This window comes from Methylobacter sp. (assembly GCF_030680395.1).
In the GTDB taxonomy this organism is placed as follows: domain Bacteria; phylum Pseudomonadota; class Gammaproteobacteria; order Methylococcales; family Methylomonadaceae; genus Methylobacter_A.
Genome location: NZ_JAUXVR010000025.1, coordinates 29,073 through 45,854 on the forward strand (window position 1 = coordinate 29,073; position 16,782 = coordinate 45,854).

General features: G+C 45.7%; 16 protein-coding genes and 3 tRNA genes. 18 read left to right on the plus strand and 1 reads right to left on the minus strand.

The annotated features are described in order from the left end of the window. The first annotated feature begins 48 nt into the window (after positions 1–48). From Q8L79_RS09710 to waaA, 14 genes are all read left to right on the plus strand, one after another. A complete protein-coding gene (locus tag Q8L79_RS09710; RefSeq protein ID WP_305270474.1) occupies positions 49–1,302 on the plus strand; it encodes a PAS domain-containing sensor histidine kinase in 1,254 nt (417 codons plus the stop codon). After that, on the plus strand, positions 1,289–2,695 hold the full coding sequence (locus Q8L79_RS09715; RefSeq protein WP_305270476.1) for a sigma-54 dependent transcriptional regulator: 1,407 nt from the start codon (positions 1,289–1,291) through the stop codon (positions 2,693–2,695). Before Q8L79_RS09710 ends, Q8L79_RS09715 begins: the two co-directional genes overlap by 14 nt. 59 nt (positions 2,696–2,754) lie before the next feature. After that, positions 2,755–3,069, plus strand: coding sequence for a flagellar hook-basal body complex protein FliE (gene fliE / locus Q8L79_RS09720; RefSeq protein WP_305270478.1), 315 nt, complete (start codon positions 2,755–2,757; stop codon positions 3,067–3,069). A 22-nt stretch (positions 3,070–3,091) separates the two neighbouring features. Then, positions 3,092–4,948, plus strand: coding sequence for a flagellar basal-body MS-ring/collar protein FliF (gene fliF / locus Q8L79_RS09725; RefSeq protein WP_370869919.1), 1,857 nt, complete (start codon positions 3,092–3,094; stop codon positions 4,946–4,948). Next, entirely contained in the window at positions 4,941–5,948 is a 1,008-nt protein-coding gene (gene fliG / locus Q8L79_RS09730; RefSeq protein ID WP_305270482.1) for a flagellar motor switch protein FliG, read from the plus strand. The genes fliF and fliG overlap by 8 nt, the downstream gene beginning before the upstream one ends. Then, positions 5,935–6,684, plus strand: coding sequence for a flagellar assembly protein FliH (locus Q8L79_RS09735; protein ID WP_305270484.1), 750 nt, complete (start codon positions 5,935–5,937; stop codon positions 6,682–6,684). The genes fliG and Q8L79_RS09735 overlap by 14 nt, the downstream gene beginning before the upstream one ends. After that, on the plus strand, positions 6,681–8,045 hold the full coding sequence (gene fliI / locus Q8L79_RS09740) for a flagellar protein export ATPase FliI (RefSeq protein WP_305270486.1): 1,365 nt from the start codon (positions 6,681–6,683) through the stop codon (positions 8,043–8,045). The genes Q8L79_RS09735 and fliI overlap by 4 nt, the downstream gene beginning before the upstream one ends. Positions 8,046–8,080: 35 nt before the next feature. Beyond that, the gene (fliJ, locus tag Q8L79_RS09745; protein WP_305270488.1) at positions 8,081–8,539 is read left to right on the plus strand and encodes a flagellar export protein FliJ; all 459 of its coding nucleotides are present in this window, start codon (positions 8,081–8,083) and stop codon (positions 8,537–8,539) included. A 29-nt stretch (positions 8,540–8,568) separates the two neighbouring features. Continuing rightward, positions 8,569–10,071 (plus strand): flagellar hook-length control protein FliK, encoded by a 1,503-nt coding sequence (locus tag Q8L79_RS09750; RefSeq protein WP_305270490.1) that lies wholly within the window; start codon positions 8,569–8,571, stop codon positions 10,069–10,071. Between the two features lie 219 nt (positions 10,072–10,290). Beyond that, positions 10,291–10,749 (plus strand): 30S ribosomal protein S6, encoded by a 459-nt coding sequence (gene rpsF / locus Q8L79_RS09755; RefSeq protein ID WP_305270491.1) that lies wholly within the window; start codon positions 10,291–10,293, stop codon positions 10,747–10,749. A 32-nt stretch (positions 10,750–10,781) separates the two neighbouring features. Further along, the gene (gene rpsR / locus Q8L79_RS09760; RefSeq protein WP_104424167.1) at positions 10,782–11,009 is read left to right on the plus strand and encodes a 30S ribosomal protein S18; all 228 of its coding nucleotides are present in this window, start codon (positions 10,782–10,784) and stop codon (positions 11,007–11,009) included. Between the two features lie 58 nt (positions 11,010–11,067). Further along, positions 11,068–11,916, plus strand: a complete 849-nt coding sequence (locus Q8L79_RS09765; protein WP_305270500.1) for a hypothetical protein — start codon at positions 11,068–11,070, stop codon at positions 11,914–11,916. Between the two features lie 49 nt (positions 11,917–11,965). Further along, positions 11,966–12,415: a 50S ribosomal protein L9 gene (gene rplI, locus Q8L79_RS09770; protein WP_031437986.1), complete on the plus strand. Its 450-nt coding sequence runs from the start codon at positions 11,966–11,968 to the stop codon at positions 12,413–12,415. A 78-nt stretch (positions 12,416–12,493) separates the two neighbouring features. Next, positions 12,494–13,753 (plus strand): lipid IV(A) 3-deoxy-D-manno-octulosonic acid transferase, encoded by a 1,260-nt coding sequence (gene waaA, locus Q8L79_RS09775; protein WP_305270504.1) that lies wholly within the window; start codon positions 12,494–12,496, stop codon positions 13,751–13,753. 94 nt (positions 13,754–13,847) lie between these two features. Here the strand turns inward: waaA and Q8L79_RS09780 are convergent, their stop codons facing one another. Then, positions 13,848–14,612: a flagellar brake protein gene (locus Q8L79_RS09780; RefSeq protein ID WP_305270505.1), complete on the minus strand. Its 765-nt coding sequence runs from the start codon at positions 14,610–14,612 to the stop codon at positions 13,848–13,850. Between the two features lie 952 nt (positions 14,613–15,564). Here Q8L79_RS09780 and fchA point away from each other — a divergent pair. The 4 genes from fchA to Q8L79_RS09800 all read left to right on the plus strand — a co-directional run bounded on the left by fchA (position 15,565) and on the right by Q8L79_RS09800 (position 16,700). Next, positions 15,565–16,194 carry a methenyltetrahydrofolate cyclohydrolase gene (gene fchA / locus Q8L79_RS09785; protein WP_305270507.1) on the plus strand — a complete coding sequence of 210 codons (630 nt, stop codon included), beginning with the start codon at positions 15,565–15,567 and terminating at the stop codon, positions 16,192–16,194. A 248-nt stretch (positions 16,195–16,442) separates the two neighbouring features. Continuing rightward, positions 16,443–16,519: transfer RNA gene (locus tag Q8L79_RS09790), tRNA-Pro, on the plus strand. A 5-nt stretch (positions 16,520–16,524) separates the two neighbouring features. After that, positions 16,525–16,601: transfer RNA gene (locus Q8L79_RS09795), tRNA-Arg, on the plus strand. 23 nt (positions 16,602–16,624) lie between these two features. Then, a tRNA-His gene (locus tag Q8L79_RS09800) sits at positions 16,625–16,700 on the plus strand. The last annotated feature ends 82 nt before the right edge of the window (positions 16,701–16,782 follow it).

Here is a 16,782-nt window from a genome sequence, read left to right on the forward strand (position 1 = left end):
GCTTTTATTAAAGTAAGTTTAAGTTGCAGCAAACCAGAGCGATCAGACATGAATACCCATAAAACTCAAAAAAAGCAGAAAACCGAACAGCTCACCGATGCATTCCGCATTTTTAACGAGCTATCCCAGAATTTATCTGTTTCATATCAAGGATTGGAAGAGCAGGTTGCCAAACTGCACGGTGAGCTTGCCTTTGCCCATAGTGAGCGACTTAAAACCCTTGAGGAAAAAGAAAGGCTTGCCAGTCGCCTGGAAAAAATACTGGCGGCGCTTCCTGCCGGGGTCATTGTGCTGGATGTGGATGGGAAAGTTGTGGATTGCAATGCGGTAGCGACAGATTTTTTAGGCGAACCGCTGATTGGTCTGGACTGGTTTGACGTTGTCGCCCGCAGCCTGATTCCCGTTTTTGGCAACCCTCATGAGCGTCAATTGAGTAATGGTAAGCGGGTGAATATGACCGTCAGTAGAGATGTTGCCTGCAGCGATTCCACGGGTACCGGGCAAATTATTCTGTTATCGGATGTCAGTGAAATGCGAAACCTGCAAGATATGCTGAATCAGCAGAAGCAGTTGTCGGCAATGGGAGAAATGGTCGCGAGTATGGCGCATCAGGTCAGAACGCCGCTGGCGACGGCAATACTTTATGCGTCGCAAATGAGCAACCCGGCGCTGGATGATGAAAAGCGGCAGCGGTTTTCACAAAAAATTCTTGAACGTCTGCAATATTTGGAACGACAGGTTAACGACATGTTGATTTTTGCCAAAGACGGACGCTTGGCGATGGAGACTTTTTCATTGGCCGAATTATTAAATCACCTCAGGGAAACAGTTAAAGAATATACCGGTAACGGCAGGATTGATTTGCAGATTATCAATGACGTGCAAAATGATGCAATGCTGGGTAATGAAAATGCCTTGCGCGGTGCGCTGCTTAATTTATTAAATAATGCGGTTGATGCGGTAGGTCAGGCTGGGTGCATACAAATTTCAGTAGTTCAGCTTGACGACTATAAGCTGCGGATTGTTATTAAGGATGATGGTCCGGGCATTGCCAAAGAGCTTGGGCAGCGGGTTTTTGAGCCGTTTTTCACCACCAAGATCCACGGTACCGGCTTGGGCCTGGCTGTCGTTGACAGCGTAGTGAAAGCGCATGGCGGCCATGTATCTGTTGAGTCGGATCTGGGGCAAGGCACTGTTTTTACGTTAGTCCTTCCTTGTATAAGCCAGTCATATAATTTGTTGCCGGGCGGTTTTTCCGGCAAAAATCACCATCAAATGGAGATGAGATATGAAACAGTATGATGTGTTGGTTGTTGAGGATGACCTGTCATTATGCGAAGCGCTTTGTGACACGCTGGAGATAGGTGGTTATCGTGTGGTTTCGGCTCGTAACGGTACTGAGGCATTAATCAAGCTGGAGCTTGGTCGGTTTAAGCTGGTCGTTAGCGATGTGCAGATGCCGGTTATGGACGGTTTTCAATTGTTGAAAAATATGCAGCATAAATATTCGGAAACGCCGGTACTGCTGATGACGGCTTTCGGAACCATTCCCAAGGCAGTGGAGGCCATGCAGGCAGGTGCTTCCGATTATCTGATCAAGCCATTTGATGCGCAGGCTCTGGTAAATAAGGTGGCTGATTATGTGGTAGCCAATCCGACGGCGGCCAATACTGCGGATAATGAGCGGGTTGTGGCAGACGAAAGCATGAAAAAACTCTACGTTTTGACCGCCAAAGTCGCCAAAACCGATGTTACCGTGTTGTTACAGGGTGAAAGCGGAACCGGTAAAGAGGTTATTGCCCGCTATATTCATCAGAATTCAACGTACCATCAAGGACCATTTATCGCGGTAAATTGTGCGGCAATTCCTGAAAATATGTTGGAAGCGATGTTGTTCGGGTATGAGAAAGGCGCTTACACCGGGGCGGTTCAGGCCATGCCCGGAAAATTCGAACAAGCGCAGGGCGGTACGTTGTTGCTGGACGAAATAGCCGAAATGGATTTAGGTTTGCAGGCGAAATTATTGCGAGTACTGCAAGAAAAGGAAGTCGAGCGCTTGGGTAGTCATAAAAAAATCAAGCTGAATGTCAGAATTTTGGCGGCGACCAATCAGAAGTTAAAAGAACAGATGGAGCAAGGGCGGTTTCGTGAAGATTTATATTATCGTCTCAATGTGTTTCCTATTAATATTCCCCCGTTACGCAATAGACCGGGCGATATTTTGCCGCTGGCACAGGAATTGATGCAGCGCCATAGACTGGAAGGCAAAAAATTGCCTGAATTTGATCATGAGGCCGCTGAAAAAATGTCGGCTTACAGTTGGCCTGGTAATGTCAGGGAGCTGGATAATGTGGTGCAGCGAGCGCTTATTTTGCGGACTGGCGATACAATTACGGCTGATGATTTGGTGTTTGAGGATACGGGATCGATGATGGACGTGATTAACAGGAGTTCTTCTGTTACGGCCGCAGAGCGGATGTACGATACGTATCCGATTGATATTAAAAACGAAAAATCGGATATTGGCGGGTTGGGCGAAGGGGTTCGCTCTGCCGAAGAGAGCATTATTTTACAGACCTTACAGATGGAAAACGGCAGCCGCAAAATAACCGCTGAAAAGTTGGGCATTAGTCCCAGAACACTCCGATATAAAATGGCAAGGATGAAAGATTCGGGTGTTATTATTTCATGCTAACATGTGGCATTAAAAATGCTCTAAACTCTATATTATTAAGAATGTAAGAGGAAAACCCCATGAGTGAGATGAATGTAAATCAAGTTTTGGCTCAGATGCGGGCAATGTCACTTGAAGCCGGCGGCGGTAAAGTGCAAGAGGCAGGTGGTGGCGCTGATTTTGCGGCAATGCTAAAGCAAACCATAGGCGCTGTTAATGACACCCAGCAAACTGCCGGAAAAATGACGGAGGCTTTTGAGACAGGCGATACTAATGTAAGTCTCGCTGAGGTTATGGTGGCTTCGCAAAAAGCTAGTGTTTCATTTCAGGCAATGCTACAGGTCAGAAATAAATTAGTTGAAGCCTATCAAGATGTCATGAATATGCCAATGTAGTCCGGCAAACTGTAATTAAAAGATGAGCGAACAGAGCGGTAATAGTCTAATTGAAGCAAATCGCCAGCATGATCCGATGGCAAAAAATAAGGGTCATCTTGATGGTGAAGCGTCCCATATTTTTGCGGCCAACGTTGATGCGCATCCCGCTATTAAAGGCTTGGCCGGACTGACCATAGCGCGTCAGATCGGGTTGATGCTGGGTCTGGCTTTGAGTGTCGCTATTGGCGTTGCTATTGTTCTATGGTCTCAGGAGCCCTCTTACGGGCGCTTGTATTCCGAAATCGGTGAAAGCGACGTCTCTGAAATTCTTGAAATTCTTAATAAAGAGAACATTAAGTATAAAGTCGAAACCGGTTCCGGAGCTATTATGGTGCCTATGGATCAGGTGAGTGCAGTAAAGCTCAAATTGGCAGCTCAGGGGTTGCCCAAAAGCAATAGTCTGGGATATGAGTTGCTGGATAAAGATCAGGGCTTCGGTGCCAGCAAAAGTGTCGAAACGGTACGCTTCCAGAGAGCCTTGGAAGGCGAGATTGCTCGAACTATTATGTCCATCCAGAATGTAAAGACGGCCAGGGTATTGTTAGCCATCCCTGCTCAGTCGGTGTTTGTGCGGGAGCGTAAGAAACCCAGTGCTTCCGTCATAGTCAATTTATACCAAGGCAGATCGCTCGATAAAGGCCAGGTTGAGTCAATTATTCATTTAGTGGCTTCCAGTGTGCCTCAACTGGAGGCTGAGCAAGTAACCGTCGTCGATCAAAAAGGTCAGTTGTTAAATAGCAATGACTCATCAGCAGCAGGTAATTTGACCTCCAGGCAATTTGAATACAAGAAAAATATTGAAGAGCATTTGATGGGGCGAATTGAAAATATTTTGTCGCCATTGGTGGGAAGCGACGGGATGCGCGTGCAAATTTCAGCGGATGTGGATTTTACCGAGACTGACCGAACTCAGGAAATGTTTAATCCTGATTTGCCGGCTTTAAGAAGCGAACAAACATCGGAAGAGCAAAGTACGTTGTCCGCTACTCAGGGTGTGCCTGGCGCGTTATCAAATCAACCGACTCCTGCGGGTACGGCTCCGGATCCGTCAGCACCCGCTCCCGCAGCGCCAGCTGCTGCCGGTGCAAACGCAAATGTGCCGGCTGTGCCTGCCCCGGCGGCAAGTTCGACTGCCACGCCCGGGTCGGTTGCAAAAAATGCAACCAGGAATTACGAACTGGATAAAACTATTACCCATACCCGGTTGGCTACAGGGGCATTGCGCAGATTATCAGTGGCCGTAGTCGTTGACGATCGACATGTTGCTCAAGGCGATGGCGCGGTTAAAGCTCAGCCTTATTCTCAGGAAGATATTCACCGTTTTAGTGATCTGGTTAAGCAGGCGGTAGGCTTTGACAGTAGTCGGGGTGATCAGGTTACAGTCACGAATGTGACTTTCAAAATAGATGAACTTATTGAGGCATTGCCGGCAATACCCGTTTGGGAGCAAGGTTGGTTTCTTGATCTTATGAAACAGGTTGCCGCCGTGTTGGCCGTATTATTTCTGCTTTTTGGGGTATTGCGACCTACCATGCGCAGTCTTGTCGGTCGGGACATGGAAGAGAAAAAAGCGGTGGCTTTGGCTGAGGCACAAGAAAAGGCAGCTGCAATAGGGGGATCCGTTCGCTTTAATGAGCAAGGCGCACCTGTCGCTGTACCGGCCGGTCAAAAAAACGTAAGCTTTACAATGCCCAATGAAATGGAAATGCAGGATTTGCTGCTTCTGGATGTGCCCCAGAGTTATGAACATCGCTTGGAATATGTGAAGAGATTGGTCGATGACGATTCGAAAGTAGTCGCGCAGGTTATTAAATCGTGGATTAAAAAAGATGGCTAAGGCGGAAAAACAGTTAACCCAAGTTGATCGTGCCGCGGTATTGTTGCTGGCGCTGGGAATGGATAGGGCGGCGCTCGTTCTAAAGCATATGTCTCCCAGGGAAGTGCAGATTTTAGGCATCACCATGGCAAGCGTGGGGGAAATTTCCATCGAGATGATGGATGAGGTGGTTGAGGAGTTTATCGTCTCGGTAAAGAGGCAGACTGCCTTGGGGATGGATACCGATGAGTATATTCGTACTGTGTTGATCAGCGCTTTGGGCGCAGATAAAGCGAACAGTATCCTTGATCGAATTTTGCAGGGCGGTAATACTAAAGGTATCGAGCAGCTGAAATGGATGGATACCCGGTCGATTGCAGACATGATTCGGTTGGAGCATCCTCAGATTGTCGCGACGATTATGTCGTTGATGGAAAGTGAGCAGGCGGCCGATGTGATGATGTTTCTGCCCGAAAGTATGCGCTCCGATTTGATGATGAGAATTGCAACGATGAAAGGCATACAGCCATCGGCCCTGCGTGAGTTGGATCAAATCATGGAAAAACAACTAACCGGCTCTGATAATGTTAAGTCGACGAATATCGGCGGTGTCGATGCGGTGGCAAATATTTTAAATTTCCTGGATGGCGGAGCCGCAGATTTAGTAATGTCGGGAATTGCCGAACACAGGTCTGAATTGGCCCAGGAAATTCAGGAGAAAATGTTCACCTTTGAAGATCTTACCTCTATTGATGAAAGAGGTATGCAGACATTGTTGCGCGAAGTTTCAACCGGACAGCTGTTGCTGGCTTTACGGGGTGTGGGTAGTGAGCTTAAGGAAAAAATATTCAGTAATATGTCCAAACGGGCGGCAGAAATGCTGCGTGATGACTTGGAAGCTTCACCGCCCGCCAAGTTAAGCGAAGTGGAATTGGCGCAGAAAGATATATTGGCCATTGCTAAAAAACTGGCCGATGCAGGCGAGATACAAATGGGTGTAGGTGGTGATGAACTCATCTAAAACGCCCAGATTCACAGCAGCCGAGTTGGAATCGTTAAGGTTATGGAGTATGCCGGATGTTTCCGGGGAGGATGTCAGGGAGTCGGAGACAGTGGAGCTTGAGGATGAGCCGACACCGATTTTAACGGTTGATGAAATTGAAGCCATGCAAAAGCAGGCGTATGACGAAGCATTTGCGCAAGGTAAAATGCATGGTTTTCAGCAAGGTTTTGATGAGGGTTCAAAAAAAGGCTACGAAGATAATTTACATTTGCTGCAAAGCCAGGCGGCAACGCTGGTCGGTCTTTTGGAGTCTTTAAGTGAGCCGTTTAAGCGCCTTGATGAAGAAGTGGAAAAAGAGCTGGTTAAGCTGGCTATAGGTATTGCGACGCAAATGATACGTCGGGAAATCAAGTTGGATCCAGGACAAATCGTTGCCGTTGTTCGGGAAACAATTAATGTTTTGCCGCTGGCGTCACAAAAGATTAGTTTGAAATTGCATCCTGAAGATGCCGAGTTGGTGCGTTCTACATTGGCGCTGGATGAAATGTCGCCAAGCTGGGGTATAGTTGAGGATCCGTTAATTACTCGTGGCGGTTGCGAAGTTGACACCGAAATTTCTCATGTTGACGCGACTGTAGAGCATCGATTGGCTGCTGTTATAGCAACCATACTGGGTGGCGAGCGGGAGAACGATTGCAAGAATGCAGGAGGTAGCGCAACCCAGGGAGTCGTTGCCGAGGATAAAGGTTCGTGATTCCGGAGGCGGATCGGTCACAAATTTGGTTGGCTAAATTAAAGCCTTATTCTGAAAGATTGGCAGAAGTACCTGAGCTTGTTGTCGAAGGCAAGCTTTCCCGTATGGTGGGTTTGACGCTCGAAGCGGTGGGCTGTCGAGCGGCTATTGGTTCGCGCTGTCGAATTGAGACTAAAGGCGGCAGAATGATTGAAGCGGAAGTTGTGGGTTTTTCCGATGCGCGAATTTTTTTGATGCCGACTGCCGAAGTTCATGGGCTTGAGCCGGATTGCCGAGTTATTCCCATGGGCAAAAATAGCTTGGCTAGAGTGGGTTTTGGTCTTTTGGGGCGCGTGCTGGATGGTGCCGGCAATGCGATTGATGACAAAGGTCCGCTTAAAACGGATGCGCTGATTTCGCTCAACGGCGTGCCGATCAATCCACTGTCGAGACGGCCCATACGTGAGCCGCTTGATGTTGGTGTTAGGGCTATAAATTCGATACTCAGCGTGGGACGCGGACAACGTATGGGTTTGTTTGCGGGCACCGGTGTTGGCAAGAGTGTGCTATTGGGCATGATGACCAAATTTACCAAGGCGGATATTGTTGTTGTCGGCCTGATTGGCGAACGGGGGCGAGAAGTTAACGAGTTCGTACTGAAGACCTTAGGCGAAGAGGGGCTTAAAAGAGCGGTGGTGGTTGTTTCGCCTGCAGATTGCCCTCCTTTGATGCGTGTTCACGCGGCGTTATTGTCAACCAGTATTGCCGAGTATTTTCGTGATCAGGGGCTTGATGTTTTGTTGTTGATGGACTCATTAACGCGATTTGCACAGGCGCATCGTGAAATTGCCTTAGCCATCGACGAACCGCCTGCCACCAAGGGGTATCCGCCTTCGGTCTTTGCCAAATTGCCGCATTTGGTGGAGCGCGCCGGTAATGCCGATCACGGCGGGGGATCTATAACTGCATTCTATACTGTTCTGGCTGAGGGCGATGATACTAATGATCCTATTGCCGATGCGGCACGAGGGGTACTGGATGGGCACGTCATATTATCCAGGAGCTTGGCTGAATCAGGACATTTTCCGGCCATCGATATAGAGGCGTCAATCAGTCGGGTTATGCCGGACATTATTGATGCCGGACATCTGCAAATGGCGCGGGAATTAAGGCGCTTATATTCACTTTATCAACAAAACCGAGATTTAATCAGTGTCGGTGCTTATCAACCAGGGTCGAATCCTAGAATCGACAAGGCCATTGAAAAAAATCCGGCGATTTTAGATTTTTTGCAGCAGGACATGGATGAGCCGGTTGATATCAATCGGAGTTTACAAGAGCTGGCTATGTTACTGGGCATGAACAGGGCAGCCACCGGCTGATATCCAAACCCCTTCGGGATAACCAAAGGACATAAGTGAAAAAATCGCAACGCATTAAAACGATTGTAGAAATTAAAGCGACTCAGGAAAAGAGCGCTTTGGAAGTGCTGGGTGCAGTTCAGAGAAAACTCCAGGGCATGCAGGTGCAAGTTGAAGGATTAAGGAACTATCGGAAGGAATATCAGGATAGATTTGACCAGTTGGGTAGTAGGGGCGTCAATATTGCACAGCTTCTGGAGTTTAGGTCGTTTATTGATAAGCTCGATAAGGCAATAATTGGGCAGGAACAAGTGCTGAGATCAATTGAAGCTGAAGTAATAGCCAAAAGAAAAATATGGGAAGAACTGCATCATAAAACCCAGAGCTTACAGAAAGTTTGCGATTCGGCTTTGGTGATAGAGATGAAGCAAGAGGCTAAGCGAGAGCAGCAAGAGCAGGATGAGCGGGCATCCAGAATCGGTCGAAATAACTCAAGTGGCATGGGAAATGCTTGATAATTAATTGAATCTCAGGGGAATTGATTATGATTATTGAAAGCGCAAATTTATCATCTTTGACATCAAGCAGCAGTATGGTTGAAAGCATGTCTCCGCCTTTGATTGATGGTGGTGTTATTGTCGAAGGCTTCTCGGGTGCATTAGTGGCGCAGCTTGAGTTGTTGAGCAATATAAAAGCTGGGGATTCGTTGCCGTTACAGACGCAGGATATTGCTGGGTTTCAAAGTGTTGTCGGTTTGCCGGCAACCACCGTTGATGCGCAAGATTTTGCCGCTTTATTAGGCAATGATTTGCCGTCGACATACAACGCAAAAGACGATATTGACCATGAGGCTGCTTTGGCTGCGGTCACTGACACATTAAAATATATTGCCATGGGTACTGCTCCTGAAGAAAAAGCTGCGGTGGTTGAGCAAAATGTGAAGGCTGTGATTGCAATGGGTACTCAGGCTGAGCAAAACATGGCAAATGTGGTTGCAGCAGCTGCTCCGACTGAGCAGAATATGAAAAATGTAGTTGGGACGGACGTTCCGGTCGAACAAAGTGCGACAGATGTGATCGCTGAATCTGAGCAAGGTTTGAAAGATCTTGCGATGGATGCTCCGGTTCAAATGGATTTGGAGCAGGGAAGTGATAAACCTGATAAGAAGCAGGTTGAAGGTGATGCTCAAACAGCGGTTGTTGAAAATAATAACGAAACTGAAGAGTTGTTGGCGGTGGCCATTGTCCTGCCTTCGGTGATGCCAGCTGAGCAAGCAAAAACAACCAGTAATTTGAAGTCTGCAGATGCCGCTAAAGAAAGTGGGTTGCTGGCTTTTACAAAACCATTAATTGGAGATGCTAAACCGAATCAGCTGGCGAAGGGTCTCGATGATATGCAAGGTGAAACGGCTTTCCGTCAGCCGGTTCAGGATAAACAGGGTTTTAATTTAAACTACTTTCAGAGTTCAGGACAAACTGAAAAGACCGGACGGGTTGATCAACAGGTCTTAAGCTTGGAGGGAGAAAAAACTTTGTCCCGGGTTGGGGGGGATATAACCCAGTCTAATAGGGTTATTGATAATAAAACAGATGTTCCCGCCATGACCAAGTCGCTATCGCATCCGGAATGGAGTAAGGACCTGGGAGAGCGGATTGTATGGATGAACAGCAGGGCAATGCCTTCAGCAGAAATCAGGTTGAATCCACCGCATCTTGGTCCTATATCGGTTCGTGTTGATGTCTCTGATGATCAGGCAACTGTTGTATTTACAGCGCAAAATGCAGCTGTAAGAGAAACGCTAGAAGCTTCCATTCCCAAGTTACGAGAAATGATGAGTGCCCAGCAACTTAATCTGGTCGAAGCGAATGTTTTTCAAGGTTCTGCATCAGATCAGGGGCGTTCACAATCGCAAAATTTTGCACAAACGGCTGATAGTCGGAGGCAGGTAGCGACGGTTGTTGCTGCCGATGGAGTGGATGAGGTGGAGCAGGAAATCGCAAGCGGACGAGCTGTGGTCAGTAAGGGCTTGCTGAGTCTTTACGCGTAGATTAATCAACGGTTCGCACTTTAATATTGCACTTATCGTACTGAGATATTAGCTGCTTTCTTGGGGTTGACGCTGGTAATGGCGCTGTTTCTGAACTCCGTACTTTTCAATGGCTAAAAAAGCATCTATAATGCGCGGTTCTTAGGAGCTGTCCGCTCCTCCTTGCTTTACCATCTTTCATTAAGACAGAGGTGGGAGGCTTAACCGAAAGGAAAAAACATGCGACATTATGAAATTGTCTTTTTAGTCCATCCTGACCAGAGTTCTCAGGTCCCGGCGATGATTGAGCGTTATAAATCAACTATCGAAACCGCATCCGGTAAAATTCACCGTTTGGAAGACTGGGGTCGTAGACACCTGGCTTATCCAATTAATAAAATTCATAAAGCGCATTATGTGCTGATGAATGTTGAGTGCGATCAGGCTACCTTGGAAGAATTAGAAAGTGGCTTTCGTTTTAATGATGCCATTTTGCGTAGCATGACTTTGTTGCAAAAAGCAGCTATTACTGAAGCATCTATCATTGCCACATCAACAGTTGAAGAAAATAAAGCTGCTGAGTCAAGAGCTAAGGATGCAGCAGCCAGAGAAGCAGTGGCTGCGGCAGGTGCCGATGACGAAGCTGATCTGGACGATGTCGACGAAGACTTTGATGCTGACGCAATCACTTCTGAATAAAACTTTTAACACTTGGATTTACGAGAATTATTATGGCACGTAACATTAGACGCAAAAAATTCTGCCGATTCAGTGCAGAAGGTGGAACAGAGATCGACTATAAAGATCTGGATTTGCTGAGCGATTACATTACTGAAACAGGTAAAATTGTTCCCAGTCGCATTACAGGAACAAGCGCCAAGTATCAAAGGCAGCTAGGTGTCGCAATCAAACGGGCTCGTTTTATTGCGTTGTTGCCTTTTTGCGACGCTCACAAATAATACGGGACGATCAGTGGGCTTTTTAGCTGAGTACATTATGCGGGGAAGGATGCAAGCCATGATAGTGGCTGCTACCCTTGCAATAGTGTCGCTGATCATGCCTCCAGTGAGTATAGTAAGTTCAGCCTCTGTTGCTCTCGTCACGTTAAGGCGGGGTGCTATTGAGGGTTTGGTCGTTTTGGGGTGTTCAACTGCGGTAGCAGCGGTGCTGGGGTTTTTCTTAGTAGGCAACTATCAGTTTGTGTTGCTTTATGGGATGGTGCTGTGGGTTCCTGTCTGGTTAATTTCAATTATCTTAAGAGAGGGGCGGTATTTATCTCTGGCGGTTGAAATTGCGGTGTTGCTTGGCGTTTTGGGGGTTGTTGGTTTTTATCTCTATAATACCGAGTTGGCAAAGATGTGGAAGAGTATGCTTTCACAAATGGTGCCCCCTAATGCTCCAGTTGAAGATATCCAGCATACGTTAGATGTGCTGTCCCATTACATGACGGGAATAGTGGCGGCTGCATCGGTGTTTGGCTTGCTGTTTGGCCTGTTTCTGGGGCGATGGTGGCAGGCTTTACTGTATAACCCTGGCGGATTTAGGCAAGAGTTTTTGTCATTGAATACGCACCCAAGGTTGGCAATTGGCAGTATTTTAGTGGTAGTTATTGCATCATTAAGTTCCGGTGTGATTTCTGAAGTTTCGTGGAATATCGCTATTTTGCTGTTTGTGTTGTACACATTTATTGGGACGGCAGTATTGCATGCTGTGTTTGCTGCGATGAAAATGGGCCGCTATATAGTACCGATGTTTTATGTGACAATGTTTTTGATACCCCATGCCATGCTGCCGGTTGCTATAGTCGGGCTGTGCGATGCATGGATGAACTTACGAAATAAAATTTCGAATCAACAAACGCCTTGATGGCGTAAAAAAATAGCCGGATAAAATCCGAAAAATGAGGTCATAAAAGATGGAAGTTATTCTTCTTGAAAAGATAGCAAACTTGGGTAACCTGGGCGATAAAGTCGTCATTAAGTCAGGTTATGGCAGAAACTATCTTGTTCCGTACGGTAAGGCTGTTGCTGCAACAGCTACTAAAATTGCTGAATTTGAAGCGCGTCGCGCAGAGCTTGAGAAAGCGGCAGCTGAAAAGCTGAGTGCAGCTCAAGCACGTGCCAATGCGTTGAGTAAGCTTCAAGTCGTTATTACTCACAAGGCTGGTGATGAAGGCAAGTTGTTCGGTTCAATAGGTACGCAAAATATCGCTGACGCCATTACCGAAGCAGGCGTTTCAGTTGAAAAACATGAAATTCGTTTGCCTCAAGGTGTTATTCGTCAAATCGGCGAGTATCAGATCGACATTAATTGCCATACCGATGTCGTTGTAAAGATGCCTATTAAAATTGCCGCTGAAGCATAATAGTTTAGGTATAAGATAAAAAGGTAAAAAGGTTGAAGGGGCGAGTAAAATCTTCCCTGCAACCTTAGCTTTTTAACTATGCGAGCTTTTTACTCCTGCCTTTTTTATCTGTTAATCCCTCTCATATTAGTTCGCCTGATCTGGCGAAGCGTCAAAGCGCCCGCATATCGATACAGGTGGAACGAGCGATTCGCCTTCTATAGTAAAAAATTTCCCCAGAATGTTATTTGGTTTCATGCGGTTTCAGTGGGAGAGGTTGAAGCTTTATTTCCGCTAGTCAAGAAAATGCAGCGGCAGTATCCCGGTGCAACGTTATTAGTTACGACCACAACACCCACAGGATCTGCCCGGATTAAGGCGGTAATGCAGGAAAGTGTGGAGCATGTCTATTTGCCGTATGACATACCCTGTGCGGTCAGTCGGTTTATGCGGTGTTTTAAGCCTGAAATAGCTGTCATCATGGAAACTGAGATTTGGCCTAATCTTTTTGCCCATTGCGGTAAAAATAAAATTCCTTTGTACATTATCAATGCCCGCTTATCGGAAAAGTCGGCAAGTGGTTATCAAAAAATCCCGGCTCTTGTTTCCCCCGCTTTAGCTTGCGTTAAGTTGATTGCGGCGCAAACGCAGGATGATGCCAACCGGTTTGCTGCTATTGGTGCAAAAACTGAAACAGTCAGAACGCTAGGCAATATAAAGTTTGATGTTGAGGTTTCAAGTGAAATTATTGGGCAAGGTGCGCAATTAAAAGCCGATTTTTTTGGTGGCCGGTTTGTTTGGCTGATTGCCAGTACCCACAAAGATGAAGAGGTGATATTTCTTGATATTTATAAAAAAATAAAACAGAAAATTCCTGAATTGTTGCTGGTGGTTGTGCCAAGACATCCTGAGCGTTTTGGCGAAGTAAAAAAACTATGCGAGCAGAATCAATTGGTTGTGGTGATGCGTACATCCGGCGAAATTTGTCATCAGCATACTGATGTTTATCTGGCCGATACTATGGGGGAATTAAAGATGCTTTATGCGGCCTCCGACGTAGCGTTTGTCGGGGGCAGTATGGTACCTGTTGGTGGGCATAATATTCTTGAGGCTGCTGCGGTTGGTACTCCGGTTTTGTTTGGTCCGTATATGGCGAATTTTAAAGAAATAGCGGTGGGAGTACTACGGCAGAATGCGGCAATACAATGCCAGGATGAAAGCGAGATAATGAATGCGGTTATTGCCTTGTATGCGGATTCCGCATACAGGCAATCATTAGCTGAAAAAGGCAAAGCGTTTGTTCGGCAGAGCCAAGGTGCGATTACTAGGATTTTTGATGTGCTTAGCCGGGATATTTGATTTTAGGTCAGGCTCTTGTTTTCATTTATGTGGCTCCATAACGCTTATATAGTGCAATCCATGTCGTATGATGCCGCATAAAAAATATAAGTCTTTATTGGTAGTGAAAGTCGATTTGATTGATAAGGCGTTGTAATGCTGTGTCAAGGCGGTATGAAGCCCTCTTTATTTCACAGCCAACACGGCTTATTTGTCTGGTGTGCTTAAGGGGCATGGTTTTGTTGTTAACTATTTCCAGGCAGGCTTGGAGTATGCTTTTATCGGGTAGGATGATGTTGCAGTCTGTATGCAGTCCTCCAATAACGGTAGGCTGCTGATTTTCAAATTGATTAATATAGGATAGGCCGGTAACGCTGATATCAGTTACGTTAAAGCATTCCGCTTGATTTTTATACTGCATTTTAACGGGGATGTTAATAGGTACTTTTACTCGGCGAGCATCTCTTCGTTGCACCCACTCTATGCTTTGGGGGAGCGGTGCTTTCAGGTTAAATGTGGCATCGATATCATGTCCATTAAATTCACTTAATATAAAGCTAACGGCTATACCATCAAGATTGGCAGAAACTACCACAGTGCTTTGCATGAGCAAATCTTTATTAAATCGTTCGTTTTGAAATCCGCCCAGAAAAATATAACCTCCTTCAATACAAGTAATCATCGTTAAAAGTGTGCTTGTTGCGAACTTTCCAGGCACTTTGATGGACAGTAGGGCATTTTTGCTGAGCAGGTGGTTTAGTTTTTTTCTGATGTCATCCTGATTGGCAACGGTGTAGTTGTTATATGCGTTGTCTATAATTGTGGGTTCAGTGGTGCATTTGTGATGTGGATCGGCATGATTTGCTTGATATGTCAGCATTGTGTTCCCCTGTCATATATTTAATGAAGTGTATTGGTTTAATTATCCAAGCAATAATTTAGCCATAAATATATTTAATATTTATTTCAGTTGCTTATCGATCTTGTAATCATGCCTCTGCGCTGTGGAAGGCTAGTTTTATAGTTTGAGCGGCAATATATAGCCTATTGAGAGTGCTGGGCATGGATAAAGGCGGCAAGGTGGCGGACGTTGGGATTTGACAGATAATAATGTGCGGCTTATACGCTGGTTATCTTGGTATCAAATATGATTGGAGTTGGGTGGAACGGGGATTTTGAGTAAGCTGTACTTAAATGTCTCGTTGTTGTACCAGAATATGGGTGGTGGTTATAGGCGGCTATAGTTGATTCGGCTCGAATCCATCTTTGATGGCATTGCTCGCTATAGTCGTATAGAGAGGGCAAAAAAAACCTCCCAATGCCTTGCTGGAATGGCAGGGAGGTAATAAGTTAAGCGGCGCATCAGGAATTAACCGCTTGTAGGTACAGCGCTAGGAGGGGGCTGATCATCTTGAGTCTGGCGGTTTTTCGCCAAAACGCATTTTGAATAATTGCAATTATAAACAAACATGTAAAAATTATCTGTGCGTTATCGCTCAGAATTAAATATTTCCAGCATCGCCCGTCGGTTGGCTCATGTATTGTGAGCTCCTGTATTCCCAGCTATCGCCGGGTTGACGCTATTGCGATTATTTAATCTGTCGTAATGACGCGGATTCAAATGGAGTTCTATTAATATTGTAGCGGCAATGTTCACGTGGCCGGTTAATGTCATGACTTTCTTTGTTGTGATAAGCATGCTTTCTTTATACTGTAAATATTTCCGATGTTAGGCATTTGTTGTACACAGACAAGGCTTCTATTTTAGAGTCCCCAGTCTTAATATTTATAAATTTTACTATAGCTGACTACATTTAAAGAGACGTTACATCATGAATGAAATAAAAGATAAATCAGTTCAGGCCTTTATTGATGGATTGGCTAGCAAGGCACCTACTCCGGGTGGTGGTAGCGCAGCTGCGGTAATGGGTGCGCAAGCCGCCGCTTTAATCAGTATGGTGTGTAATTTGACCATAGGTAAGCCCAAGTACGCTGAGGTTGAAGTTGAAATGCAGTCATTGCTGGAAAAGTCAGAGGCATTGCGTGAAGCGCTAACAGGTATGATTAAATCCGATGTTGAGGTCTTTGATCGCTTAATGGCAACGTATGGATTACCAAAAGATTCTGATGACGAAAAGGTCATACGTAGTGAAGCAATTCAATCAGCATTAAAAGAAGCTACGGTAGTTCCTTTGAAGTGCGCAAACGCTTGTGCAGAAACCATTACGCTGAGCAAAATTGCCGCAGAAAAAGGTAATATAGGAGTGATCAGTGATGCAGGCGTAGCGGTAATGGCAGCTTACGGCGCACTAAAAAGCGCAGCATTAAATGTTTACATAAATGCAGGCGGACTTAAAGACAGAGTCTTTGCCGATGCGAAATTGGCGGAGTTGGAAACGATTTTGAATGGTGCTGATGCCGCTGCAGAAGAAGTTTATCAAATTGTTAAAGCCAAGTTGTAAGCATTAACGAATATTATGATTATTCATCATCTTGCTGATAAAAAGCCGAAGTTGGTTAAGTTTGAGGTTCTTAAAATGCATTATTAATAATGTGACAAGCAGATGTAAATTGGGCCGATTATAATTATCTTGATAAATTATTATAGATAACGAAAAAAAATATTGACGATACAGGGAAGCATCGTTATCATAGACAGCTCTTCAAGGGTGGTTGGTAAGTTCAAGCAAGCCATTAAAAAGGAGATTGTCGGGGTATAGCGCAGTTTGGTAGCGCGCCTGCTTTGGGAGCAGGATGTCGGGAGTTCGAATCTCTCTACCCCGACCAATTTAGCGCTTGTAGCTCAACCGGATAGAGCACCGGCCTTCTAAGCCGGGGGTCGCAGGTTCGAGTCCTGCCAAGCGCACCATTCATAGAACATCCCATATTATGGTGAGCGTAGCTCAGTTGGTAGAGTCCCGGATTGTGATTCCGGTTGTCGCGGGTTCGAGCCCCGTCGTTCACCCCAATAAATTTATAGCTTACCTTAAGCTATAACTTTTCTTAAAACCAGTTCCCAATTAATTAATTTTGACTAATGATCAATTTGC